The following is a 24,201-nucleotide window of genomic DNA, read 5'->3' on the forward strand; positions in this document are numbered from 1 at the left end:
TTATTAGGTTTAACTATTTCCCGGAAGAAAAGTTTAACAATCAAAAATTTTACCCCGGTTTAATATATTTTTCGGATCAAAGATCTGCTTTATTTGCTTCATGAGCTGCATAGACGTCTGATCAAAAATTATATCCATATAGCTCTTCTGCACCAACCCAATACCATGCTCTCCGGAGATGGTACCACCCAGTTGTTTCACCAGTTCAAATATTTCCCGTATTCCTTCCGTGAGGGTACCATTCCACTGTTCTTCCGTAAGGGTACCCCTGATAATATTTACATGGAGATTACCATCACCGGCATGCCCATAGCATACAGAAAGAAATCCATACTTACTACCGATTTCCTTTACACCTTTCAGTAAAACCGGCAACTCGGCGCGGGGCACTACTGTATCTTCTTCTTTATACACGGAATTTGCTTTCACTGCTTCTGCTACCCGGCGGCGCAGTTTCCAGAGTTCATCTTTCTGCTGTGCATCTTCTGCAAACAGGATTTCACCGATATCGAAACTTTCTACCACACCTGCTATTCCTTCCATTTCCTGCATCAGTACTTCGGGATAGTTACCGTCTACTTCTATCAGGAGATGGGCTTGTATATCGTCTTCAATTTTAACAGCATTACTTTGTACATATTGGGTCACCCATTCCAGGGCATCTCTTTCCATAAACTCCATGGCAGAAGGTGTATATCCTGCGCGGAAAATAGCACTTACTGCTGCGCAGGCACTTTCGGCAGAACGGAAAGGGACAAGCATCAACAGGTCGTTTTTGGGCAATGGAATCAGTCTTAATACTATTTTAGTGACAATACCCAGGGTGCCTTCGCTGCCCACTATCAGCTGGGTAAGATTATACCCGGTTGCGTTTTTCAGGACATTGGCGCCGGTCCAGATAATTTCCCCGTTCGGCAATACCAGCTCCAGGTTCAGTACATAATCCTTTACCACGCCATATTTTACCGCTTTGGGCCCACCGGAATTTTCGGCAATATTTCCGCCTATAAAACAAGTGCCCCGGCTGCTGGGATCCGGTGGATAAAACAATCCCTTTTCCTTCACTGCATTCTGCAGCTCTTCGGTGATGACCCCTGGCTCCGTGATGACCTGCAGATTCCTTTCATCGATCAGGGTAATGCGGTTAAACCGCTCCATAGAAATCAGGACGCCGCCAAACTGCGCCAATGCACCACCGCTGAGGCCAGTACCCCCACCACGAGGCGTTACAGGCAACAACTCCTGGTTACATAAACGCATAATACGGCTTACTTGTTCTGTGGTATCGGGCTTCACCACCACTTCGGGTAGGTAGTGCAGGTCTTCAGTTTCATCCTGCGCGTAACGGCTCATACTTTCTTCGTCGGCCAATACATATTGCACTCCGGCTATTTCCCGTAATGCCGCTATATGAGCGGCAGTTACTTTATTAAACGTTGTCATGAAACAAAAATAATCATAATGCCGGTTTGGTGGTAATATCCGGCAGATTAAAAAGAGGGACAGATGGTAGACCTTCTTGCATTACTGAAAGAGCGGTTGGTGTACAAACCTGTATATACAATTCCCAATTCATAAGCACCACGGCGATTGTTAGCTGCAGACAATCCAGACGTGGTAATATCGTAGTTAAACATAAACTTTATAGCATTCAGCTGGTACCCTACCAGGAAAATTGCCGCATCATTGGCCCTGTAGTAAAGTCCACCGAATAATTGCTGTACCCCATCTCCGGAAAGGTTATAGGCAGCATTTGCACCCAGCATCAATTCCTTTGCCCCTGCCTGTGTAGCATAATACGCTGCCGGATTAAGGATCACTTTGTCACTCATCTTGATACTGGCATTCAGGAAACCAATATAACGGCGTGGTATAACATTGTTGCCGTCATAAAAAGTTTCCCGGGGCGTGTTAATATGTTGTACCGAAAAGCCGGCATTTACATAAATATTCTCTGTAGGAAAATACGCGTAGTTCATACCTGCCTGTAAATCAAAATAATTCACACTGCTTTGCGTAATAGGCTCGCCGGTAGGAATCTGCGAATCAAAGAATTTTCCATTCCACTGATCACCAAATGTCAGCTTGGTGATATCCACCCGTTTACCGGCTGAACCGGCGTTAAATCCTAATGACAATAAACTGCTTTGCCCAAGTAACTGATGGTAAGCTATAGACGCATATCCTTTGGTAGAAGTAAGATTGCCGGCACCTGCCACATCACGAAGCAGTACCCCGCCAATACCTACCCAACCATATTCAAGTCTGTCGCGGAACAACTGGAAGTCGCCATACACAGACATGGTTTTATAAGGCACTGGAATAGTGGCCCACTGATCACGGTAATTAATACCAATACGGTAGTTTCCATCCGGAATAAAACCAGTATTCGCTGGATTAGTTGTCAATGGCGAATTGAAAAATTGTGAAAAGTGAAGGTCTTGTGCATAACCTCCCACAGCAACAATTAACAATATTGCCAGGCATGTTGATAATTTAACAATCTGATTCATGGCTCATCATCTTAACAAGGTTACACTTCCTGATCTGCTGCCTTTCGTGCCATCTGTAAACTCAAGGTTTACAATATAGGCGTAAGCATCCATGGGCTGAATATTTCCTTTAAACCGGCCATCCCAGCCGATCCGGGGATCCGAACTTTCAAAAACCAATTGTCCCCAACGATTAAATATTTTAAGATTGAATTTGGTCGCACCAAAAGCTTTCACATAAAATATATTGTTCTTGCCACTGGGTGCAAAAGCATTCGGCACATCGAACAACGGTACTACTATTGCACTCACCTCTTTACAGGTGGTAGCAGTACATCCTTCTCTGTTAAAGGCAGTCAAACAAACATTATAGGTCCCTGATCTCAGGTATTGATGTGAAGGGTTTGCCACTGAAGTAGTATCTCCATCTCCAAAATTCCAGAGGAAATGAGATGCATCCGCTGTGGAAGTATTCACAAATTGAACAGGTGTATTTTCTATTGGTTTAGTAGGCGAATATTCAAAATCAGCTACCGGCGGATTTGCCACCAGTATAAATTTGGAGATACTGTCTCTTTTATTGCAGGTATTGGGATCCAGCACCAGCAAGGAAATTTTCCAACGGCCCGCTTTCCTGAAAGTATGCAGTGGATAAGGATCTGATGAAGTACTGCCGTCATCTTCAAAGGTCCAGGTAAAAGATTCACCACCGAGTGTAGTATTATCCATCTGTAATTCTGTGCCTACACATACCGTATCGGGAAGCGTAAATGCTGCTACCACGTTAATGGCTACACGCAATGCCTTTGTTTGCGTTTGCGGGGCATTACAGAAGTTGGTATCTATCAGTGTTAAAGTGGCATTATAAATACCGGCTGCCTTGTAATAATGGAAGAGCGGGAAAGTATCCAGTCCTGTGTAGAAAGGAGGTGTACCGTCACCATAATCCATGATAAAAGAACTATCTCTGAACTGGTTGGCCGGTGTAACAGACAGATTGGTGAACATGTATTTCAGACTGTCGCAAGGATCCTGTCTTTTTGCGTCAAAGTTGAAGTCTGCCTTATTATTACCCAGTTTCACGGTGATGTAAGCAGTATCTGATACATTACAGCTTTCGGGGTCAATCTTCACCAGTCTTATACGATAGCTGCCCACTTTGGTAAACGTATGTTTCACCGTATCCAGTTCCTGTCCTCCTGTCAGGAGCGGGGAACCATCATCAAAAAACCATTCAAATGTTTTACCGGGCCGACGGGTAGTATCCACAAACGTAATTGTTTCCGGTACGCAATAATTCACGCGGCGATCCAGTGTTTTGATCCCCGCTTTTATACCATCCAGGTTAAATGCAATTTTCAGCGCACCGAAGTTACAACCCGGAGGCGGTGTACTGGAGTAAGCACCCGGTGTGGTTGGATACCTGGGTTTGAAACTGCCCTGTACATTACACCAGGCACAGATACCCTGGTAAATGATCCCGTTTTTATCAAACCGGCTGGTACCTCCATCTACGTGTTCAAACAGACCATTACCGCCAAAGAAGCTTCCATAGAGTTGTTGGGTGGCATCACGTTTTAATACAAAGAAATAAAAGTCCATACCATCAGTAGTACGTTGCAATGCATCAGGCGTAGTACGAAGACCTATGGTACCGGAGTTAGGATATCTCAGGTTGATATTAATACCACCGCCCCAGCCGGATACGTATACATTTTCACAACGATCTACCAGGAAAGCAGTAGGTGAAATATTAGGCGCGCTGATCATGGATTTGCTACGACCAAAGGTGGTAGAATATACAAATTCACTCAGGTCTGGTTTTAGCTTGGATATAAACTGAAGGCTGTTATCATTGTAATAACCGGCAGGTATCTTAATTGGCCAGTTGCCTTCTGTTGTACCTGTTACATACACAAAACCGTTTTTATCCAGCTGAATACCATATATCTGATCAGCAGATGCATTGTCTGACCCCAGAAAAGTACTTTGCAAAATAGTTTTTCCGTCATTGGAGATATGCGCTATAAACCCGTCACATACACCACCACGATAATCTTTATACAACGGAGTTCCCTTTATGGGAAAATCGCTGCTGGCGGTTCCACCAGCCACATACAAGGTATTGAGACCATTTAAGGCTATCACATAAGCAGCATCCTCTTTGGTACCTCCCAGGTAACTGGCCCATACCAGGTCTCCACACATGGGGTTTATTTTCATAATCACTCCGTCCTGAGAACCACTGATTTTGTCCTGGAAAACACCGGGCGTTACCGGAAAGTCACCCGAGCGTGTACAGCTGGCTACATAAATGTACCCTGCATTATCTATCACGACTTCGCTACGTGCATCATCACCATAGTTACGCAACAACACAGAAGGACCCTGAAAACGATCTGCCCTGATATTTACCCCATCATCTGCACTACCGGCTATGATCAGGGAACCAATCAACGCAGTACCTGTTGCGTTTAATTTGGTAATGGCAATGTCCCATCCTCCCCTGTGATCCGCGCCAATAATTTTTGTACTGGGATAATCAGCTGAAGTAGTTCTGCCGGAAATTACCAGGTTACCCTGGGGATCTACAAACAAACTATGTGGCTGATCCAGGCCATTTCCACCTAAGTAAGTAGCATAAAGGAGTCTGGTGCCGTTCGAATTAAACTTGGAAATGCCGATATCGAAAGCGGAATTACCACCACCGGGTCCCTGGAAAACACTTTGTACGGCCCCGGGCGTTACCGGGTAACCACTTCCAAATACAATACCCCCGCCGTAAAAATTACCCGCATCATCATAAGTAGCGGTAAAGCCCCAGTTATCTGAACGGGAGCCGGATACGGTAGAGAAAACATAAATCGGATCTATCACAAGCGTATACGCCGGATCATACTCTCCTGATACTTTAAAGCCTACTTTATTGCCACTCAGCTTATAGGCCACCTTTACGGATATACGTTGATTATTAATGTACTGGTAAGCATAGGGTAACTGTTCAATGGCATCACCTACAGAAGTATGTACATAGAGTTGTCCTTTCTTCAGTTCCATGCTGGTAGCTCCTTCATATTCCAGTTGAATTTCATTCGGATTAGCACCAGGATGCACAATCAGGTCGTACTTCAGCTGAGATGCTTCGGAGTAAATGTGTGCATCTATGCCTGCGTAAATGCCGTTATAGGTAACTCCCTGAAACGTTTTCACATTGGAAGCCCATTTGCTGGGGTCATTACCCAGGATATAGTTACTCATGGCTTCCTGTTCTTTTTCAGGAGCGATTTGTAAACCAGGAGAGGTGTTTAGAAAATTGACATTGTATGCATGCCCTCTTACGTTGGGGAGCGAGCCTGCTGGTCTTGGTGGCGAAGGCGTACCGCCATCGCCCGGATAAGGATGCGGGGGAATGGCGCTTGCGGCAGTAGCATTGCGGGGAACAAGCGCAACGCTGTCATGAGCACCAGGGTGTCCATGTACGGCTTCATCCAGCGCATACATATCTGCTTTGTTATACAGGAGAAAAGTAAAGCTTGTTTTCCGCAGGAAGATAGAAGCACCATCCAGCTCTGTTTTATAAATAACGTCCTTGTTCCACTGCCCTTTGTTCTCTATAAAATTCAGCGGGGTGTAATTCGCAGATTGCTGCTGTGCCTGGGCGATTCGTCCTGGCAACAAAAAGCAAATCATCCATCCAATAAGACCAGTCGGGAAGGTAAATTTCAACGGGATTAGATTTATTTTTATTCTTAATAACTAATATAATACTATAAACGCAGAAGCCTGTCAAATTGTTACGGTCGGGAAAACACAAAACTTCTGATGCGAAGAATAATAGGCTAAATGGGAAACAAGGTGAAATCTCTGGCCTCAGAAGCTGTTTTACTTTATCACGTCATCAATTAATAAACGTTAAAATCCTCAGGAAATTTTACTCCAGATAGATTTACTTCGCTGGGCGGCCAAAAATTCCTTTAATGCCTGATTTTCAGGCAACAATAAATCGGTGTCTTCTTCCAGTATCTTTTCGGCACTGGCGCGGGCAGCATCCAGAATGGGCTTATCTGCGATGATGTCTGCCAGTTTAAAGTCCAGTACCCCGCTTTGCCGGGTTCCTTCAATATCGCCGGGGCCTCTGAGTTCCATATCTTTCTCTGAAATAATAAAGCCGTCATTGGTTTGTACCATCACATTAATCCGTTCTTTGGAGTCATTACTCACCTTATTACCGGTCATGAGTATGCAAAAGGACTGTTCTGCCCCACGCCCTACCCTGCCGCGCAACTGATGGAGCTGCGACAGGCCAAAGCGTTCCGTGCTTTCTATGACCATCACAGAAGCATTGGGCACGTTTACTCCTACTTCAATCACCGTAGTGGCTACCATGATATGTGTATCTCCGGATACAAAACGCTGCATATTGGTTTGCCGCTGTTCTGCCGGCTGACGCCCGTGTACCATACTGATATAGTATCGCGGTTCCGGGAAAAAAGCTTTCACCTCTTCATATCCTTTCATCAGATTTTCATAGTCCAGCTTCTCAGAATCTTCAATCAGCGGGTAAACAATATAAGCCTGCCGGCCTTTTTTCACTTCTTCCTTAATAAAATCCATTACCTGCGGGCGCTGATATTCAGTGCGGTGCACGGTGGTAATAGGTTTACGTCCCGGCGGCATTTCGTCTATAACAGATACATCCAGATCTCCGTAGATCGTCATCGCCAGCGTTCTTGGTATAGGCGTTGCCGTCATTACCAGTATATGTGGGGGTATATTATTTTTTTCCCATAGCCGTGCCCGTTGTGCCACACCGAAACGGTGTTGCTCATCCACAATGGCCATCCCCAGGTTTTTAAACTGTACTTCTTTTTCCAACAATGCATGCGTACCTACCAGTATGTCAATACTGCCATCCAGCGCCTCCTCCAGTATCTTTCGCCTTGCTTTGCCTTTGATGCTGCCGGTGAGCAATGCCACCTTTACATCCATTTTTTCCAGCAATTCCGCAATACCTTTATAGTGTTGTTGCGACAGGATTTCTGTAGGTGCCATCAGGCAAGCCTGAAAACCATTATCTTTTGCCAGTAGCATCGACAACAATGCCACCATGGTTTTGCCGCTACCTACATCTCCCTGCAGCAAACGATTCATCTGACGCCCGTGTACAGTATCTGTTCTGATTTCTTTCAGCACCCTTTTTTGTGCACCTGTTAAAGAAAAAGGGAGATGCTGATTATAGAATTCATTAAATGATTCACCCACTGCACCAAACACATAACCATGTGACTGCTTATGTCTTTTCAGCTTTAAACGGCATATACGTATCTGCGCGATAAACAGTTCTTCAAATTTCAACCGCCGCTGCGCCAGTCGTGCATCATCTTCATTAGCCGGCTGATGTATCCTGAAATAGGCCATGGACCTGGGCATGAGACGATACTGCTGTAATACTTCCAGCGGAATATTTTCCCTGATCTCCAGGGGAGATAATTGCTCGAGTAAGTTCTTAGTTAATTTTCCTATAGCCTTTGCCGTTAGTCCGCGGGCTTTCAGCTTTTCGGTGGTATAATATACCGGTTCCAGGAATTGTTTCCCGGTAGCAATTTCTTCAGTGAGTAAATCCAGTTCAGGATGCGCCAGTTGTGTTACTCCATTGAATACAGAGATACGGCCAAATACCAGGTAGGCTACGTTTTCACGCAATGATTTTTGCATCCACTGCCAACCCTGAAACCAAACCAGGTCAATAGTGCCTGTTTCGTCCTTGAAAGTGGCGACCAGTCTCTTGGCCCTGTTTTCGCCCATGACCACCATATTGATGATCTTACCCCGTATCTGCACAAAATCTTCGTAACCGCTCAGGGACGCGATTTTATCTATCCTGGTACGATCTACATAACGGAAAGGGAAATATTGCAGCAGGTCGCCAAACGTATATACCTTGATTTCTTTGCGCAGCAGCTCTCCTTTCTGGGGACCTACGCCTTTCAGGTATTCTATCGGATTGGATAATATGGCAGTAAAAGTAGAAATGGCAATTTCGATTTTATGAGGAACAAAAATAAAAAAGGCAAATGGTAAAAATTCACCACTTGCCTCTTTTAGTAAAAAACAATTATAATTATTCGGCTATTGCATCTACTTTACCTTCAACAAACTGTTTCATCCACTCTGTGGTAACAGATTTTGGTCTTTCCAGAGAAAGGCCTAATGCTCTGTCCCAGCAAAGAGATGCCAGTACACCCAATGCACGGGAAACACCAAACAATACGGTGTAGAATTCATATTCTACCAGACCATAATGTACCAGCAATGCGCCGGAATGTGCGTCTACGTTAGGCCATGGGTTTTTCACTTTACCCAGGTCCTGCAGAATTGGAGGAACAGTTTCGTATACCATCCACACAATTTTCACCAGTTCATCATTAGGAAGATGTTTTTTCGCAAACTCCATCTGCGCTGTGAAGCGGGGATCCGTTTTACGCAAAACAGCGTGACCGTAACCTGGCACTACTTTACCATCAGACAAAGTTTTGCGTACATAGGCTTCGATTTGTTCTTTGGTTGGTACACCACCACCCAGTTCTTCCCGCATTTGCAGGATCCACTTGATCACTTCCTGGTTAGCCAGTCCGTGTAAAGGACCTGCCAGGCCATTCATGCCTGCAGCGAAAGAGAGGTAAGCATCGCTCAGTGCGGAACCTACCAGGTGAGTAGTGTGTGCGCTCACGTTACCACCTTCGTGGTCAGCATGAATCACCATATAAAGACGCATCAGTTCTTTGAATCCTTCGTCTGAGTAACCCAGCATATGTGCAAAGTTACCTGCCCAGTCCAGCATGCCATTAGGCTGTATATGCTGTCCACCTTTATATTTGCGGCGATATACATAAGCAGCAATACGTGGCAGGCGGGCAATGAGGTTCATGGTATCCTCATAAGTATAACTCCAGTAATCTTTTTTATTCATCCCTTCTGCATAAGCATGTGCAAAAGAAGATTCTGTCTGCAACGCCATGATACCCACGTTAAACATGGTCATCGGGTGAGCAGTAATAGGCAAGGCTTCAATAGCATCAAATACGTGGTTGGGTACATGAGAACGGCGACCCCACATGCTGGACAGATATTGTACGTCTGCTTCAGTAGGTAATTCTCCAATCAGCATCAGGTAAAATAAACCTTCCGGCAGCGGCTCTGCACCACCTGGCGCTTTAGGCAAATGATCCCTTAATTCCGGAATAGAATATCCGCGAAAACGAATTCCTTCATTGGCATCCAGCAAGGATGTTTCAGTTACCAGGCCGGTGATACCGCGCATACCCTGGTAAACCTGTGCCAGCGTTACATCTTCAATCTTTTTAGTGCCGTGATTCTTTACCAGGTCTTTTACTTCAATGTTAAGTTCATCTGCTTTAACCTTGAATTTCTCTTTTATGTACCCCATTTTACTGCTATTGTTATTAATGAAAACAAAATCGATCAATAGTCAAAAGTAATGATTTGTTAACGAAGTTACCACCATTTCGTCGTATTTAATGCCAAATTAACAACGATCTGCCGGGGGAAGTATAAGGAAATATGGTCGCAGTAAGGCACTGTAATTATCTCATTTAAAATATATTAAATAGTAATAATAATACATATTTATACAGACGTTAAAGAAATGTAAAATTTTCAGAATGAATTGAAAATATTGAAAGAAAAATCTTCGAAAAAATAATGCTGCACACAAAAGAAAGCGAGAATATCAAAAATAAAAAGGCGGCATCACCATCGTGATACCGCCTTCAAAAAATCTATTCACAACGCATCATTTAGGTGCGCGGCGATATAAATAGAGGGCGAGTCCGCCAAATAATATATTGGGGATCCATACGGCCAGCAAAGGGTTCAGATCTGCCTTCACCGAAAATACCGTGGCAAATTGCAGGAAAATAATGTAGCTGGCGCTGATCACAATACCAACTGCCAGGTGCAAACCACTTCCCCCTCTTACCTTTTTGGCAGCAATGATGCCTCCTATCAGGGTAAGAATAACCACCGCAAATGCAGCCGCTGTTCTCCTGTAATACTCTACCCAATAGGTATTCAGGCCCTCAGATCCACGGATGCTTTCTCTTTGTATGAACTTTCTGAGGTCGGGTGTGGTCATCGCTTCCTGCAGGTTCTTTTCATCTACCAGGTCTTTAGGCAGCAGGGCCAGTTTTAACATGGTATCCTGTTTACTGCTCCATTGCTCCTTCAACCCATTCATGCTGCGCATCGTCACATAATCCAGTCGCCATTTCTTAGTGGTAGAATCCCAGCTAATACGATCCGCCTTCATTTTGAAGGACATGTTTTGTTTATCTACGATCGCCAGGGTAAAGTTACTTCCACTCTTATAATTGGGATCGTAGGTACCAAAGGTCACATAAGTAAAGCTGTCGATACGGGTGGTACGGTTGTATTGCGATTTCTCGTCATCATGATTATGGAGGTACTTGTTTTCAAAGCCGGTACGGATGCGGTTTGCATTGGGTACCACCCAATAGTTGGCCAGCCACAGGATGCCACCAAACAGGAAAGCTCCCATCCAGTAAGGACGCAGAAAACGGCGAAAACTCACGCCTGCCGCCAGGATGGCGATGATCTCGGAGCGATACGCCATCTTGGAGGTAAAAAATATAACAGATAAGAATATAAAAAGTGGAAACAGTAATGCCAGGATATGCGGAATAAAACCAAAGTAATAATCTACTATAATTTCATGCAGCGACAGATGATGTTTCATAAAGTCATCTACCTTTTCTGTCGTGTCTATCACTACAGAAATCAATAGGAATATCATCAGGGAATAAATGAAAGTACCTATGAGCTTGCGTAAAATGTACCAGTCAATTTTAGTCATGACCCCAAAGATATTAGTTTATTTTATAGTCCGAACTTTTACAGGCGTGTTTTCAGCTGATTCACCATACTGGTTTTCCAGGTGGCAAAAGTACCGGCCAATATTTGTTTACGGGCTTCCTGTACCAATTCCAGGTAAAACGCGAGGTTATGGATACTGGCCAATGTCATGCCCAAAATTTCCCCTGCCACAAACAAATGACGCAGATAAGCCCTGGAATACGTGCTGGTAGCAAAGCAGGGACTATTCTCATCTATAGGGTTAAAGTCAGTCGCCCATTTTTTATTGCGGATGTTAATAACACCATTCCAGGTAAACAACATACCGTTACGGCCATTACGGGTAGGCATTACGCAATCGAACATATCTACACCCAGGGCGATGTTTTCGAGGATATTCCAGGGAGTACCCACACCCATCAGGTAGCGGGGCTTGTCGACTGGCAACACTTCGCACACCAGGCCGCACATTTCGTACATTTCATTTTCCGGTTCTCCTACACTGAGGCCACCAATAGCATTACCAGCGCAGTTGCGGGAGGCAATGAATTCAGCAGAAGCCTTGCGGAGATCTTTATAGGTACTGCCCTGTACGATCGGGAACAACGTTTGTTCATGACCGTAGGCAGGCTGTGTATCACTGAGGCGCTGAATACAACGGTCGAGCCAACGGTGAGTGAGGTCCATTGACTTACGCGCATAGCGGTAATCAGATGGATATGGCGGGCATTCATCAAAAGCCATAATAATATCGGCCCCGATGGTGCGCTGAATGTCCATCACATTTTCAGGTGTAAAAAGGTGACGGGAGCCATCTATATGTGATTGGAAAACCACCCCTTCTTCCTTGATCTTACGGTTAGCCGCCAGGGAAAATACCTGGTACCCGCCACTATCAGTCAGAATGGGACGATCCCAGCCATTAAATTTATGTAATCCACCTGCCAGAGATAATACCTCCAGACCCGGCCTTAAATATAAATGATAGGTATTGCCAAGGATAATCTGCGCCTGCACGGCTTCTTTCAATTGCTCCTGTGTAACAGCCTTTACGCTGCCAACAGTACCAACCGGCATAAAAATGGGCGTTTCTATTTCCCCGTGGGCAGTGGTGATTTTCCCGGCCCTGGCATTACTGCCACTATCTGTAGTTATCAGTTCAAAATTCACTCATCAATTATTTCAGGCCGCAAAGATATTGAAATGAAGCGAAGTTCGGCAGCTTTTAGCCCTTCTCCTTTCCCCACTGGCTTTGCCGTCGTTAATAATTAATTCTTTTACAGATAATAAAAATATTATATTTTTGCCAGCATTATGCTGGAACATCTAAGTGAAATTGCCTTATACTTTTTTGCTACCGTTGCGGGGATACAGATCATTTATTTCCTTTTTGTCTTTTCCCGGGTTGCTTTTTATAACCGTAAATTTGACCTGGACCACGCACCGGACGGGCCCTTTTCAGTCATCATCTGCGCAAAGGATGAAGAGTTAAACTTACAGAAAAATCTTCCGGGGGTACTGCAACAACGGTATCACCATCACATGAAACCTGAATATGAGGTAATTGTGGTCAACGATAACTCCGAAGACGATACCAAATATTACCTGCGTTCTATTGAGCCGGGTTATCCACATTATCGCCACATAGAAATTAAACAGGCGGCCAAGTTCATTCCCGGCAAAAAATACCCTTTATCTATTGGCCTGAAAGGCGCCCAGTATGAAACGGTATTGCTAACGGATGYCGACTGCAAACCCGGCAGCACTTACTGGCTTTCTTTCATGAGCCAGGGATTCACCGGAGAGAAAGAAATTGTACTCGGATATGGTGCTTACTATAAAAAGCCTGGCTTCCTGAATAAGATCATCCGGTATGAAACTTTTTTCAGCGCCCTGCAACACCTGTCCTTTGCCATGAGCGGCATGCCCTATATGGGTGTGGGCCGCAACCTGGCTTATAAAAGAGAACTGTTTTTTAAACATAAAGGCTTTACCAGCCACCAACACATTGCCAGTGGCGACGATGACCTGTTTGTAAACACTGCCGCCAACAGAAAAAATGTAGGTGTAGTGATTGACAAGCAAGCGTTTACCTATTCAGAGCCTAAACAGAACTGGAAAAGCTGGTTCAGACAAAAAACCCGGCACATGTCTACCGGCAAACATTACCGCTTTGGCCACAAGTTTGTACTGGGATTATTTTCACTGACACATTTCCTTTTCTACCCCGCCTTTATCATCGGACTGTTTTTCCCTCCACCAGTACTTTGGTACGTGCTGGGCATCTTTGGTCTGAAAGTACTGATACAATCCATTATCACCTTTGCCGCCATGCGCAGACTGGATGAAAGTGATTTGTTTAAGTTCAGCTGGCTGATGGATATTTTTATGGTGCTGTATTATATCATCTTTACACCAGCCCTGTTATTCAAGGCGAAGGCCAATAAGTGGTAAGCGCGATTTTTTGTCTTTTTCCAGGATTATACTGATTTAGATGATATTCAACATAACCCGGAAACACCTTCTTCGGGTTATGTTACTTTCGACTGCTACCCGCCCCGCATCCAGGTGCTTTGGCATAGCTGGCAGGAAAGGCAATTTTATCCATAATACGTTCCACGACAACCTGGATATCCGGTGTAATGGCGGACGCATCAACTGAAGCGGCGTGCCATGGGCAGTTCTGACCTCCATCTACCTTCTGATTCAATTTCATCCTTATAATACATCAGGAAGTCATCCCCACATTAAGTCCACCTCATCCTCATATCAAGTCCACCTCATCCCCGTATCAAGTCCACCTCTGCGGCAGTGCTTCTATAGGTACATAGCGGGACTAAAATTTATGCTTAAAATTTACACTATCCCCAGGTTTTCAACTTGATCTCTAAATCAGTATAATCCTGGAAAAAGACAAAAAATCGCGTTAATCCTCAAAAAACAGGCTAATCCTCCCTACTTTTGCGCAATGGAAATTATTTTAAAATATTTCAGCGACTTTACACCAGAGCAGTTGTCGCAGTTTGAGGCCCTGAAGGGATTATATGAAGAGTGGAATGAAAAGATCAATGTGATATCCCGTAAAGATATTGAGGCCCTATATGAAAAACACGTATTACATTCTCTCAGCATAGCCGCTATCGCGGATTTTCAGCCAGGCACACAAATCCTGGATCTCGGCACAGGTGGTGGATTTCCGGGTATTCCGCTGGCGATCTTCTTTCCGGAAGTACAGTTTCACCTGGTAGATTCTATTGGCAAAAAGATCAAAGTAGTACAGGGCGTAGCGGAAGCACTGCAACTGAAAAACGTGACCGCTGCGCATAGCCGGGTTGAAGATATCAAGAACCGTAAATTTGATATTGTTGTTTCCCGTGCGGTGGCCCCATTGGGCGACCTTTGGCGCTGGTGTAAACCAGTACTGAAAAAGTCGGTAATACCCGGCAAGCAATTCGAGAAGGGTTTAATTTGCCTGAAAGGCGGCGACCTGGCCCAGGAAATATCGGAAAGTGGCTTAAAACCAAAGTTGCTGAAAGTATATGATATCTTCCCGGAAGAAAGCTTCCAGGAGAAATTTGTGGTATTGGCTAAAAGCTAAAAATACCCGATTTCCAGTGTAGAATGGCGAATGCCCAGGTGTTCAAGTTCATGACGAAGTTCCTTTTTTAACGCTTCTGTTCCGGTAGCATCCAGTTGCGGATCAACTTTCACCTGGGCGGTGAGTGCATTTTCTGTTGTACTGAGCGCCCACACATGTATATGGTAAATATCCTGTACCCCTTTCACTGCCAGGGCTGTTTTCCTTACTTCCTGCAGGTCAATATTCTTTGGCACCCCATCCATAGATAAACGTAAACTATCTTTTAGTAGTCCCCAGGTACCCAATACAATGACTACCATTACAATGATACTCAACAGGGGATCCAGCCAATACCATTTTGTATAGATGATAACAATGCCGGCTACAACAGTCGCTAAAGACACCAAAGCATCCGCCGCCAGATGCAGATAAGCTCCTTTAATATTGAGATCTTTTTCTTTGTCCTTAAAAAACAACCAGGCCGTAAATGCGTTGATACCAATGCCAATGGCTGCAACAATGGCGATGGGCGTTCCCTGCACTTCATAAGGCTCACTGAAGCGACGGATCGCCTCATATCCTATAATACCGACTACAATCAGTAAGAGCATGGCGTTAAAGAGGGAAATAAGTATTGTACTTTTGCGGTATCCGTATGTATACCCGGGGTTGGACGTTATTTTTGCCAGGCGGAAAGCCAGGAGTGACAGGGCCAGGCTGGCCACATCGCTGAGATTATGGCCGGCATCGGCCATGAGCGCCAGGGAATGGGTGATAAAACCGGCTATAAATTCTGCCGCCACAAAAATCAGGTTAAGGGTAATTCCCCATATGAAAGCCCGGTTAACCTTGGTACCATCCAGACCAGAACCGGAACCGTGAGCGTGATCATGCATAAAGGACTGATTTCCTGTCCTGTAATTTAAACAGATTTTTTTCTGTAATTATAAAATATCCTCGCCGTTGCTTCGTCATCCTTATTAAGATGAAACAGCTGGTCCTTACAAATAACATCATGGCCATAGAGCAAAACGAACGCATACAGGCAGCCGTGAAGCAGGAACGCAAGCGATTGCTGCATTTTATCCGGCAACGGGTAAATAATGCGTCCGATGCGGAGGATATTTTACAGGATGTTTTCTATCAATTCACCGAATACCTTAGACTGGGAAGCCAGGTAGACTCAATTACCGGGTGGCTGTTTGCCGTAACCCGCAATAAGATCACCGATTGGTTCCGTAAAAAGAAAGAAACTCCTTTTTCTGACTACACTCGCGAGATAGAAGGCGAAGAAGTATTATTTCTCCCCGAATTACTTTCCGACAAAAACCAGGAGGCAGATACGCCCATGATGAAGAAAATCATGTCTGAAGCCATTATGCAAGCCATTGGTGAGCTGCCGGCGGATCAAAGACAGGTATTTCTACAGCATGAACTGGAAGGTAAATCCTTTAAAGAAATGAGTGAGGAAACCGGCATTGGGGTAAATACCCTGCTGTCACGCAAACGCTATGCTGTACTGTTCCTGCGGGAACGCCTCACAGAACTGTACAACGAATTTTTAAACGACTGATTTTAAATTATTAAAGATATGAGAAACGAATACGGCAGAAGAAATGGAGGACGCATCGCCAAGTTCATTGTCTTCGGAATAGTGTTTATGGTAGCGGTGGGATTTGCCACCATGCAATTGTGGAACTGTCTGATCCCTGAGCTGTTTCATGGTCCGGTGATCACCTACTGGCAGGCATTAGGCCTCCTCTTATTAGGTAAACTCCTTTTTGGCTGGCATAATCACCATAACTCCTGGAACGACAAATGGCACCAGGGCGGCCGTGAATGGAAAGCGAAGCTCCGCGAAAAAATGTCCCACATGACGCCCGAAGAACAGGATAGAATGCGGGAAGCACTCCGCAACCGCTGCAGACCCGGATTTGGCAGAACCAGACGCGAGGAATGGGAAAGGTACTGGTCAGATGATCCCAGGAAAGAATCCGAAGATCCCAAAAACGAAGAAAAAGAATCACACTAAAATTTTTGTGCGATGATAGGTATATTCAAAACCAATATAGACAGCCTGGAAGACCGTCAGCAGATGATCCAGGCCATAGCATCCAGCTTCCCGGTTGGGTCCTGTCATGTAGACCTGGACGATTGCGATAAAGTATTACGCATTGCCGACTTACAGGTGGAAGAGGATATTATTATAGAATTCGTTCAAAAAAAGGGCTTTGAATGCCAGGTACTGGAATAATTTAAGTTTTTATTAACAGTACATCAATATTCCCGGGCCAAACAGCCGATTTACTATACATTTAACTTTTTTATATGTAAAAAGCTATTGGCCGCCTCGCAAATCTGACGTAACTTCAAAGAGAATGCAGTGGCCCGGGTATATTGAATAAAATGTCTGGAAATGTGTTTTTGAACCCTCTAAATTTTGCTCCTATGTACCTGAACCAGCACGAGATCCAATCTCTCCTCAATAAGAGCTTCGACAATTTCGTAGATTTTGTCAATACGCTGCCGGATATACGTTTTACCRCTTCTCCCTACGGTAAATGGTCGGCTGGTCAACAACTGGATCATCTTACCAAATCTATCAGACCCATTAGCAGTGCATTGGGATTTCCCAAAGTTACCCTGCGCTATTTTGGCATCAGCCAGTCACCCTCACGCCCCTACGATAAACTGGTAGCCGACTATCAACATGCATTGAACAATGGCTTCAAGGCAGGCAGGGCCTACCAGCCAGGCGTGATTTATCAGGCCCAGCGTCCGGCACTGCTACAGAGTTTTCTTCTTCAGAAAATAAAACTATCAGATAAACTCCTCACCTGGTCAGAAACTGACCTGGATAAATATCGTCTGCCACATCCCCTGTTAGGAAAAATTACCATCAGGGAAATGTTGTATTACATCGCACATCACAATCAGCACCATCTCTCTAAATTAAAAGATCAGGAACTGCAGGGCCACACCTGGCAAAACCAATTGCAGCAACTTATATTTTGATTTTTTAATTAAATTGTCCCTACCTAAAAAATCATCATGGCTACCACAGCGTTAGTCATCAGCGGCGGCGGCTCCCGGGGCGCTTTTGCTGTTGGCGCCCTCAAATATTTATATACACAACATCCTCCTGTTGCATTTGATCTTTTTTGCGGAACCGGTACCAGCGCCCTCATTGCACCACTCGCTGCCCTCGGCGAAATTAATTTGCTCGAAAAATTATTTACCAGCAACAGCACCGCAGATATCGTGAACACCGGCACCATGATGCAGCGATTTCCACAAAATAATTCGCTGTATAATGCCACCGCATTAACACATAAGATCAACAATATCTTTACAGACGCCAGGTTTCGTGCACTCCAGCAATTACAGGAAGAAGTATTTGTAGCCGGCAAATGCCTGCAAACAAACCGTACTACTTACTTCTCGCCCGGTAGTAATGACGCCGTAAAAAAAGACTACGACATTGTATCACTTCATGATAACTATACCTTCCGCGAAGCAGTACTGGCATCCTGTAGTATGCCCGTATTTATGCCACCAGTGGAAGTAGCTTCACTGCCGGACGATGTACAGCAATTCACCAACGGAGGTGGCGCACACTACAATCCCATCCAACTGGCTATAGATAAAGGTGCTACCACTATTTATGCTATCCTGCTTACACCGGAAATACCAGGAGAAGAAGACCTTCTCTTCAAAAATCTGTTGGATATACTGGAAAGACRGGTAGATCATACCACCAACGAAATGGCAGGGCTGCAACTATCCGGCTTTATCAATGATTCGCTCACTTATATCGAAGCGGTAAAAAATAAAATGAAAGCGGCCGGGATAACCGCCGTAGATGATTATTTCGATGTGCCCGTAAATCCTTTCCATGAAAAGAAAGTGGTAAACTTACATATCATCCGGCCACAACACGCGCTGGATGTACATATGGGAGGATTGGAGTTTATTCCGGCTGCCATGAAAGAGATGTTGGAAGCAGGAGAAAAAAGAGCCGCTGAAATTATGCGGGGAAAATAAAAATCTTATTAAAAAAAACGGGGCTGATTGGTATCAGCCCCGTCTCATATATCTTAGGATACCGCTTTATTATTACTCCGGTCTACATCTGCCATACGCTGGCTGGGATCTATTTCCAGTTCTTTGACGTCGGTCAGCGGAATATTCAACTCCACTTCGTAAACAGGATTTGTCCAGTACCAAACGGGATCGACTATACGTTTTATAGCCGGATTTTCATTTGGTTTTTCTCCATACATAATAGACAATGGAATGTAGTGCAGTTCTTTATTACCCTTCTTATCTGTCACCATAAAATCTATGGGCATAGGCATATATCCTACTCTGCGCAGGCGCACAACAGTTTTATTGTTTCTCTCAAATACACTATCAATACCATAGTCAATGTGTTTTACAGAATTGATAAAGTATTGTTTGTACCAGTCCAGTTCTATGCCGCTTTGCTTTTCCATCACACGTATAAAGTCATTTGCATTCGGATGTTTGAAGCGCCATTCTTTGTAGTAGCTTAACAGACCGGCATCGCGGTTGGCAGCACCAATCACATAACCCAGCTGCTCCAGGAATACCGCTCCTTTGGAGTAAGCTGTAAGACTGTAGCCGTAGTTAGTGTTATAATGATCAGAATGGGTGGTAGCTGGTTCCTCGAAAGGACTTCTGGCCAATGCAAAATAACCTGCATAAGAATCATCCAGCGCGTTGCTTCCTTTCAGAGAATCGATCGTATTATGGATCACATTATTTTCTGCAAAAGTGGTGAACCCTTCGTCCATCCATGGATACAGGCTTTCATTGGTAGCCAGCATTCCCTGGTACCAACTGTGCATCCATTCATGCATGGCTACACCATATAAACCATCCATCTTTCCATTACCCATGATCAGGGTGCCCATAGGATATTCCATACCACCATCACCACCTTGAATGAATGAATATTGTTCGTACGGATAAGCACCATAATGTGCTTTGATGTAAGCATAAGCAGTAGGAATCATCTTTGCCAACTGAGGCCAGGTATCGTGTGTATGCTCATTATCGAGATAGAAGAAATGCGCCGTAAAGCCATCTACTTTCTGGGTAATGTGCTTGTAATCCGGATCTGCGGCCCACATGAAGTCGTGTACATTTGGCGCAATGAAATGCCAGGTAAGCGTATTTCCGGCAGGTTGATTTACTTTCACACCGGGTGTTTCATATCCATGGCCAATCTGGTTAGGATTCTGCAGGTAACCGGTACCACCTATTACATACTTTTTATCGATGGTGATTTTTACATCATAGTCGCCCCAAACCCCGTAAAATTCGCGGGCAATATAAGGGGTGGCATGCCATCCTTCGTAATCGTATTCACACATCTTAGGATACCATTGTGACATGGAAAAGTCCACTCCTTCTGCGTTATTGCGACCACTGCGACGGATCTGTACCGGCACCTGCGAAGCAAATTCCATATCAAATACGGCCTTTGAATGTGGCAGGATCGGCTTATCCAGCGGCACTTCCAGGATCGTTTCCACTACCTTGAAATCCTGCGGTTTACCATCACGCTTCAGGGAAATAATTTTCTGATAACCAATTTCATCGGGCTTCAGTTCAGAGATGCGGTCACGTACCCGGCCGTCCCAGTCGCGGCGCTCGTTACCTTTTTTATCTCTTCCGATCACTATTTTACCCAGCTCACGGCYACGCACGTCCATCATGCTGTTAGGCTGAAAGGCGTTCCAGTAAAGGTGATAGAAGACTTTCTTCAACGTATCGGGGGAGTTGTTAAAGTATTCAAGGTGTTGTTGTCCTTTGAATTGATTAGCCGGCGCATCTACTTTCACATCCATGGTATATTTCACCCGCTGTTGCCAGCGATCAGATTGTGCGCTTAGTTGTAACCAACTGCCTGCCAGCATAGCGATGGCCAGACAGCTCCCTGTTGTAACCCGATACTTCATTCCGTTTCTTTTTGATTAAACAGCTAAAATAAACATCATTTGGGTATTTTGATGTTTTGACGCGGGTTATTTCGGATCCGCCCCGGTGAATGCAGCGAGGGTGAAACCCAGGAAGTCTGCATATTGCTGTGCTGCCGGCTCAAAGGCTTTCAGTGCTGCTTTTTTGAGTGGCTTAAATGATTCAACGGTAACGGTTACACTATCTTTTTTGAAAGTGCGCTTCCAGGTGCCGATGACCTGTCCGTTGTGCACCATAACAGGATTAAAAATGCCGTTGATGGTCATTACCTTTTTGGCGAACTGCATGTCTATCAGGGTACTACGATCTTTATACCCTATAAAGTACTCATCAAAAGCGGGGAGTAATAAGTGGGTATCCGGAACAGCTTTCTTCCTGCCGGGCGCCATCCAATAAATAGTATCATTTATTTCCTGTGCCTGCAGGTGTTCCTGCGCACCATTCAGACCTGTGCGGGCATCCGTTACAGATAATCCTGACCACTGGGCAAAATCGGGCAGGGTGGCTGGGCCGTGGCTAATAAAATAACGGCGGGCAAGTGTGATCAATGCATCTTGTCTGCTGAGCAAGGTAGATGCCGGCAACCACTCATCCAGTAATGTATAGGTAAATTGTTTGCCACTGAGGGGGCCATTACAAATGATCCCTTCTAGGGCAGCATGATAAATAATATGATTCATGCGATGATCATCGGTGGCAATACCTTTCTCCTGTAAATGGGTAGTGAGTTCTTTGCGGGTGAGGTGATTGCCTCCCTGTAAGGCTTTGATGATCAGCTGATTTGTTTTGTGGAGTAAGGCATCGTCCATGCCCAGTTGTCTTTTCATGCTCCCCATGCGTGTTTTCATATTGGGAGCGATGAGTTGCAGCATCCAACGCACATCTGCAGCTGCCACCAGGTGCAGGGTACCGCGAAAAACCGTGGTGCGGATCAGGGATTTATTGCTGAGGGCCTTTTCTATTGCGGCATCTGTGGTACCGGAGAGTCGTACGCCAATGCCCCATTTGCTGTGTGCATGTTCCTGGGCCTGCATAGCGCCAAAGAAGGATACAATGTCAGCTGGTTTTTTAAAAGAAGTATGGATCAGTTGCTGATGGAGTAATCGTTGTGCAGCGATATCGGTAACTAGCATGGGTAAATGGTTTGTAGTGCAAAACAACAACACGTGGATGACAACGGTGTGCCAACAGCTTCCCCCGTACTAAAATAATTATTCAACGCCCTGTACCACGAGTACAATTTCTCCTTTCACACCTTTCTCTGCGTAATAGTCATGAACTTCCTGAAGGGTACCACGTTTATTTTCCTCGAATATTTTGGTGAGTTCACGGCTAACGCTGCAGGGGCGGTCCGGTCCGAAGTATTGAATCAGGTCGGCCAGGGTTCTTACCAGCCTCATGGGCGACTCGTAAAAAACGATGGTGCGTTCTTCCGTAGCGAGTTTTGTAAAAAGGGTATGACGGCCTTTTTTGAGTGGCGGGAAGCCTTCAAAGGCAAAGCGGTTCATGGGGATACCGCTGTTCACCAGTGCGGGTACAAAGGCAGTGGCGCCGGGCAAACATTCTACCGGGACGCCGGCACGACTGCATTCTCTTACCAGTAAAAATCCGGGATCAGATACACCGGGAGTACCGGCATCGGTGAGCAGGGCCATCGTTTTGCCTCCCTGCATTTGTTGCAGCAGGTGCTGTACTATCTTGTGCTCGTTGTGCTGATGATAAGCCGTAACGGGCTTACTGATATTGTAATGCCGGAGCAAAACGCTGGAAGTACGGGTGTCTTCCGCCAGGATCAGATCTGCTTCTTCGAGTACTTTGACAGCCCTGTAGGTAATATCGGCAAGGTTGCCGATAGGAGATGGAACGAGATATAATTTCATAATTTAATTACGAATCACGAATTACGAACCTGTGGGGAGATGCAGCCCGGAGACCTTCTCAGATATCTCCCCACAACTCCGTCATTCGCAATTCGCAATTAATTATTGTATTTGTACTTCAAAAGATTCCATTACCTGATTTGCCAACAGCTTCTGGCAGGCATTTTCAGCGATCTGCCTTGCTTCTTCCTGGCTGGCGGCTTCAATTTGCAGAGTAATGTGTTTACCAATACGTACATCTTGTACCTGGCCCAGGCCGAGGTTCTTGAGACCACTCATCACCGCCTTTCCTTGCGGATCTAATAATTCTTTCAGTGGCATCACATTGATATGTGCAGTAAAAGTCATTGTGCTAGAAATTTTGCCGCAAACCTACTCAAAAATTACGAATTAAGAATTACGAATTACGGATTTGTGAGGATATAGACCGAAATCTACCCACAAATCCGTAATTCGTAATTCTTAATTCGTAATTCTTGGAGGTACTGCTATTGATAATACTACGTAACATATAAATATAAATGGTACGGTAGCGAATTTCAGGAAAGGTATGCTCAGTACGGTTAATCCGATCAGCAAAAACCGTGGCCAGTTGTCCGCGATGCGCTTACTTTTAAATTTCAGGCTGATCATGGGAATTTCTGCAATCATCAGGTAACACAGCAATGCAATGGTGATATACAGTACCCAGATGTTCTGGAACCAGTGCGCCAGGTTAAAGGGATTAAATAAAAGAATTAATGGAAAAGAAGCCACCAGCAAAGCTACTGCAGGGGTAGGCACTCCGATGAAGTTTTCTGACTGCCGGGTGTCTATATTAAACTTAGCCAGGCGGTATGCCGCAAAACAAGGCACCAGCAAGGCCGGAGCGAGGTTGAAGATAGATACATCAAAAACATCCGGTTGTTGAAAATACGCACTGCGGAGCAGTCTGTACAACATCATACCGGGTACTACGCCAAAAGTCACCACATCTGCCAGGGAGTCCAGCTCCTTGCCCATAGGGCCTGATACGCCGAGCAGCCGGGCTACCATACCATCAAAAAAATCGAAGATACCTGCCAGTACTACCAATGCAGAAGCCCAGTATACCGGCTCCGGTGTTAGAATCGTATAGTCGGCCCCGTTAATCTCTGCGCGGTATTCCGGTGCATGTAAGATGCAGATAATAGCCAGTGCCCCGCAAAAGAGGTTACATAGGGTAAGAATATTGGGTAGTTGCTTCATTTAATAGAAAGATTTAGTGCAAATTACGAATTACGAATTACGAATTACGGGATTTGTGCGTAAATGGTAAACGCAAAGATCAGCGTTTATTATCTACTCACAAATCCCGTAATTCGTAATTCGT

21 protein-coding genes are annotated in these 24,201 nt (G+C 44.9%); 7 read left to right on the forward strand and 14 right to left on the reverse strand.

Annotated elements, in window-relative coordinates:
• Positions 1 to 33 precede the first annotated feature (33 nt).
• The 7 genes from AC1DP6_RS08825 to tgt form a co-directional block, all read right to left on the reverse strand.
• Positions 34 to 1,443: an FAD-binding oxidoreductase gene (locus AC1DP6_RS08825; protein ID WP_477023000.1), complete on the reverse strand. Its 1,410-nt coding sequence runs from the start codon at positions 1,441 to 1,443 to the stop codon at positions 34 to 36.
• A 47-nt stretch (positions 1,444 to 1,490) separates the two neighbouring features.
• Positions 1,491 to 2,513 (reverse strand): PorP/SprF family type IX secretion system membrane protein, encoded by a 1,023-nt coding sequence (locus AC1DP6_RS08830; protein WP_441573688.1) that lies wholly within the window; start codon positions 2,511 to 2,513, stop codon positions 1,491 to 1,493.
• A 6-nt stretch (positions 2,514 to 2,519) separates the two neighbouring features.
• Positions 2,520 to 6,218 (reverse strand): DUF7948 domain-containing protein, encoded by a 3,699-nt coding sequence (locus tag AC1DP6_RS08835; RefSeq protein WP_477054502.1) that lies wholly within the window; start codon positions 6,216 to 6,218, stop codon positions 2,520 to 2,522.
• Positions 6,219 to 6,413: 195 nt separating this feature from the next.
• Complete coding sequence (gene recG / locus AC1DP6_RS08840) at positions 6,414 to 8,555, reverse strand: ATP-dependent DNA helicase RecG (RefSeq protein WP_477054562.1); 2,142 nt, start codon at positions 8,553 to 8,555, stop codon at positions 6,414 to 6,416.
• Positions 8,556 to 8,613: 58 nt separating this feature from the next.
• Complete coding sequence (locus AC1DP6_RS08845; RefSeq protein ID WP_477054503.1) at positions 8,614 to 9,939, reverse strand: citrate (Si)-synthase, eukaryotic; 1,326 nt, start codon at positions 9,937 to 9,939, stop codon at positions 8,614 to 8,616.
• 366 nt (positions 9,940 to 10,305) lie between these two features.
• Positions 10,306 to 11,385 (reverse strand): LptF/LptG family permease, encoded by a 1,080-nt coding sequence (locus AC1DP6_RS08850; protein WP_477054504.1) that lies wholly within the window; start codon positions 11,383 to 11,385, stop codon positions 10,306 to 10,308.
• Positions 11,386 to 11,423: 38 nt separating this feature from the next.
• The gene (gene tgt / locus AC1DP6_RS08855) at positions 11,424 to 12,554 is read right to left on the reverse strand and encodes a tRNA guanosine(34) transglycosylase Tgt (protein ID WP_477054505.1); all 1,131 of its coding nucleotides are present in this window, start codon (positions 12,552 to 12,554) and stop codon (positions 11,424 to 11,426) included.
• Between the two features lie 144 nt (positions 12,555 to 12,698).
• Here tgt and AC1DP6_RS08860 point away from each other — a divergent pair, with 144 nt between their 5' ends.
• Positions 12,699 to 13,838: a glycosyltransferase gene (locus tag AC1DP6_RS08860; protein ID WP_477054506.1), complete on the forward strand. Its 1,140-nt coding sequence runs from the start codon at positions 12,699 to 12,701 to the stop codon at positions 13,836 to 13,838.
• Between the two features lie 82 nt (positions 13,839 to 13,920).
• On the opposite strand, the gene AC1DP6_RS08865 is transcribed toward AC1DP6_RS08860, so the two are convergent.
• The gene (locus tag AC1DP6_RS08865) at positions 13,921 to 14,100 is read right to left on the reverse strand and encodes a hypothetical protein (protein ID WP_477054507.1); all 180 of its coding nucleotides are present in this window, start codon (positions 14,098 to 14,100) and stop codon (positions 13,921 to 13,923) included.
• Positions 14,101 to 14,352: 252 nt separating this feature from the next.
• Here AC1DP6_RS08865 and rsmG point away from each other — a divergent pair, with 252 nt between their 5' ends.
• Positions 14,353 to 14,982 carry a 16S rRNA (guanine(527)-N(7))-methyltransferase RsmG gene (gene rsmG / locus AC1DP6_RS08870; RefSeq protein WP_477054508.1) on the forward strand — a complete coding sequence of 210 codons (630 nt, stop codon included), beginning with the start codon at positions 14,353 to 14,355 and terminating at the stop codon, positions 14,980 to 14,982.
• On the opposite strand, the gene AC1DP6_RS08875 is transcribed toward rsmG, so the two are convergent.
• Positions 14,979 to 15,860: a cation diffusion facilitator family transporter gene (locus AC1DP6_RS08875; protein WP_477054509.1), complete on the reverse strand. Its 882-nt coding sequence runs from the start codon at positions 15,858 to 15,860 to the stop codon at positions 14,979 to 14,981. The two genes, rsmG and AC1DP6_RS08875, sit on opposite strands and share 4 nt — an antisense overlap.
• 89 nt (positions 15,861 to 15,949) lie before the next feature.
• Here AC1DP6_RS08875 and AC1DP6_RS08880 point away from each other — a divergent pair, with 89 nt between their 5' ends.
• The 5 genes from AC1DP6_RS08880 to AC1DP6_RS08900 all read left to right on the forward strand — a co-directional run bounded on the left by AC1DP6_RS08880 (position 15,950) and on the right by AC1DP6_RS08900 (position 19,008).
• Positions 15,950 to 16,537 (forward strand): RNA polymerase sigma factor, encoded by a 588-nt coding sequence (locus AC1DP6_RS08880; RefSeq protein ID WP_441573680.1) that lies wholly within the window; start codon positions 15,950 to 15,952, stop codon positions 16,535 to 16,537.
• 18 nt (positions 16,538 to 16,555) lie between these two features.
• Positions 16,556 to 16,996, forward strand: coding sequence for a hypothetical protein (locus tag AC1DP6_RS08885; RefSeq protein ID WP_477054510.1), 441 nt, complete (start codon positions 16,556 to 16,558; stop codon positions 16,994 to 16,996).
• A gap of 12 nt (positions 16,997 to 17,008) precedes the next feature.
• Positions 17,009 to 17,218: a hypothetical protein gene (locus AC1DP6_RS08890; protein ID WP_441573678.1), complete on the forward strand. Its 210-nt coding sequence runs from the start codon at positions 17,009 to 17,011 to the stop codon at positions 17,216 to 17,218.
• A gap of 194 nt (positions 17,219 to 17,412) precedes the next feature.
• Positions 17,413 to 17,979: a DinB family protein gene (locus AC1DP6_RS08895; RefSeq protein ID WP_477054511.1), complete on the forward strand. Its 567-nt coding sequence runs from the start codon at positions 17,413 to 17,415 to the stop codon at positions 17,977 to 17,979.
• Positions 17,980 to 18,015: 36 nt separating this feature from the next.
• Positions 18,016 to 19,008, forward strand: a complete 993-nt coding sequence (locus tag AC1DP6_RS08900; RefSeq protein WP_477054512.1) for a patatin-like phospholipase family protein — start codon at positions 18,016 to 18,018, stop codon at positions 19,006 to 19,008.
• A gap of 53 nt (positions 19,009 to 19,061) precedes the next feature.
• Here AC1DP6_RS08900 and AC1DP6_RS08905 read toward each other — a convergent pair whose 3' ends face one another.
• The 5 genes from AC1DP6_RS08905 to AC1DP6_RS08925 form a co-directional block, all read right to left on the reverse strand.
• A complete protein-coding gene (locus tag AC1DP6_RS08905; RefSeq protein ID WP_477054513.1) occupies positions 19,062 to 20,951 on the reverse strand; it encodes a M1 family metallopeptidase in 1,890 nt (629 codons plus the stop codon).
• Between the two features lie 66 nt (positions 20,952 to 21,017).
• Positions 21,018 to 22,103, reverse strand: coding sequence for a winged helix DNA-binding domain-containing protein (locus tag AC1DP6_RS08910; protein ID WP_477054514.1), 1,086 nt, complete (start codon positions 22,101 to 22,103; stop codon positions 21,018 to 21,020).
• A gap of 78 nt (positions 22,104 to 22,181) precedes the next feature.
• Positions 22,182 to 22,850 carry a 16S rRNA (cytidine(1402)-2'-O)-methyltransferase gene (rsmI, locus tag AC1DP6_RS08915; RefSeq protein ID WP_477054515.1) on the reverse strand — a complete coding sequence of 223 codons (669 nt, stop codon included), beginning with the start codon at positions 22,848 to 22,850 and terminating at the stop codon, positions 22,182 to 22,184.
• Positions 22,851 to 22,952: 102 nt separating this feature from the next.
• Positions 22,953 to 23,198, reverse strand: a complete 246-nt coding sequence (purS, locus tag AC1DP6_RS08920) for a phosphoribosylformylglycinamidine synthase subunit PurS (RefSeq protein WP_142683702.1) — start codon at positions 23,196 to 23,198, stop codon at positions 22,953 to 22,955.
• A gap of 114 nt (positions 23,199 to 23,312) precedes the next feature.
• Positions 23,313 to 24,077 carry a CDP-alcohol phosphatidyltransferase family protein gene (locus tag AC1DP6_RS08925; RefSeq protein WP_477054516.1) on the reverse strand — a complete coding sequence of 255 codons (765 nt, stop codon included), beginning with the start codon at positions 24,075 to 24,077 and terminating at the stop codon, positions 23,313 to 23,315.
• Between the last annotated feature and the right edge of the window lie 124 nt (positions 24,078 to 24,201).

This window comes from Chitinophaga sp. 01L420, from assembly GCF_056399985.1.

Bases quoted from the DNA above. Each gene is read 5' to 3' on its own strand.
- AC1DP6_RS08890 (WP_441573678.1), top strand. From the start codon at position 17,009: ATGATAGGTATATTCAAAACCAATATAGACAGCCTGGAAGACCGTCAG.
- AC1DP6_RS08885 (WP_477054510.1), top strand. From the start codon at position 16,556: ATGAGAAACGAATACGGCAGAAGAAATGGAGGACGCATCGCCAAGTTC.
- AC1DP6_RS08925 (WP_477054516.1), bottom strand. From the start codon at position 24,077: ATGAAGCAACTACCCAATATTCTTACCCTATGTAACCTCTTTTGCGGG.
- AC1DP6_RS08910 (WP_477054514.1), bottom strand. From the start codon at position 22,103: ATGCTAGTTACCGATATCGCTGCACAACGATTACTCCATCAGCAACTG.
- AC1DP6_RS08845 (WP_477054503.1), bottom strand. From the start codon at position 9,939: ATGGGGTACATAAAAGAGAAATTCAAGGTTAAAGCAGATGAACTTAAC.
- rsmG (WP_477054508.1), top strand. From the start codon at position 14,353: ATGGAAATTATTTTAAAATATTTCAGCGACTTTACACCAGAGCAGTTG.
- AC1DP6_RS08865 (WP_477054507.1), bottom strand. From the start codon at position 14,100: ATGAAATTGAATCAGAAGGTAGATGGAGGTCAGAACTGCCCATGGCAC.
- AC1DP6_RS08830 (WP_441573688.1), bottom strand. From the start codon at position 2,513: ATGAATCAGATTGTTAAATTATCAACATGCCTGGCAATATTGTTAATT.
- AC1DP6_RS08850 (WP_477054504.1), bottom strand. From the start codon at position 11,385: ATGACTAAAATTGACTGGTACATTTTACGCAAGCTCATAGGTACTTTC.
- AC1DP6_RS08825 (WP_477023000.1), bottom strand. From the start codon at position 1,443: ATGACAACGTTTAATAAAGTAACTGCCGCTCATATAGCGGCATTACGG.
- rsmI (WP_477054515.1), bottom strand. From the start codon at position 22,850: ATGAAATTATATCTCGTTCCATCTCCTATCGGCAACCTTGCCGATATT.
- AC1DP6_RS08875 (WP_477054509.1), bottom strand. From the start codon at position 15,860: ATGCATGATCACGCTCACGGTTCCGGTTCTGGTCTGGATGGTACCAAG.
- purS (WP_142683702.1), bottom strand. From the start codon at position 23,198: ATGACTTTTACTGCACATATCAATGTGATGCCACTGAAAGAATTATTA.
- AC1DP6_RS08880 (WP_441573680.1), top strand. From the start codon at position 15,950: ATGAAACAGCTGGTCCTTACAAATAACATCATGGCCATAGAGCAAAAC.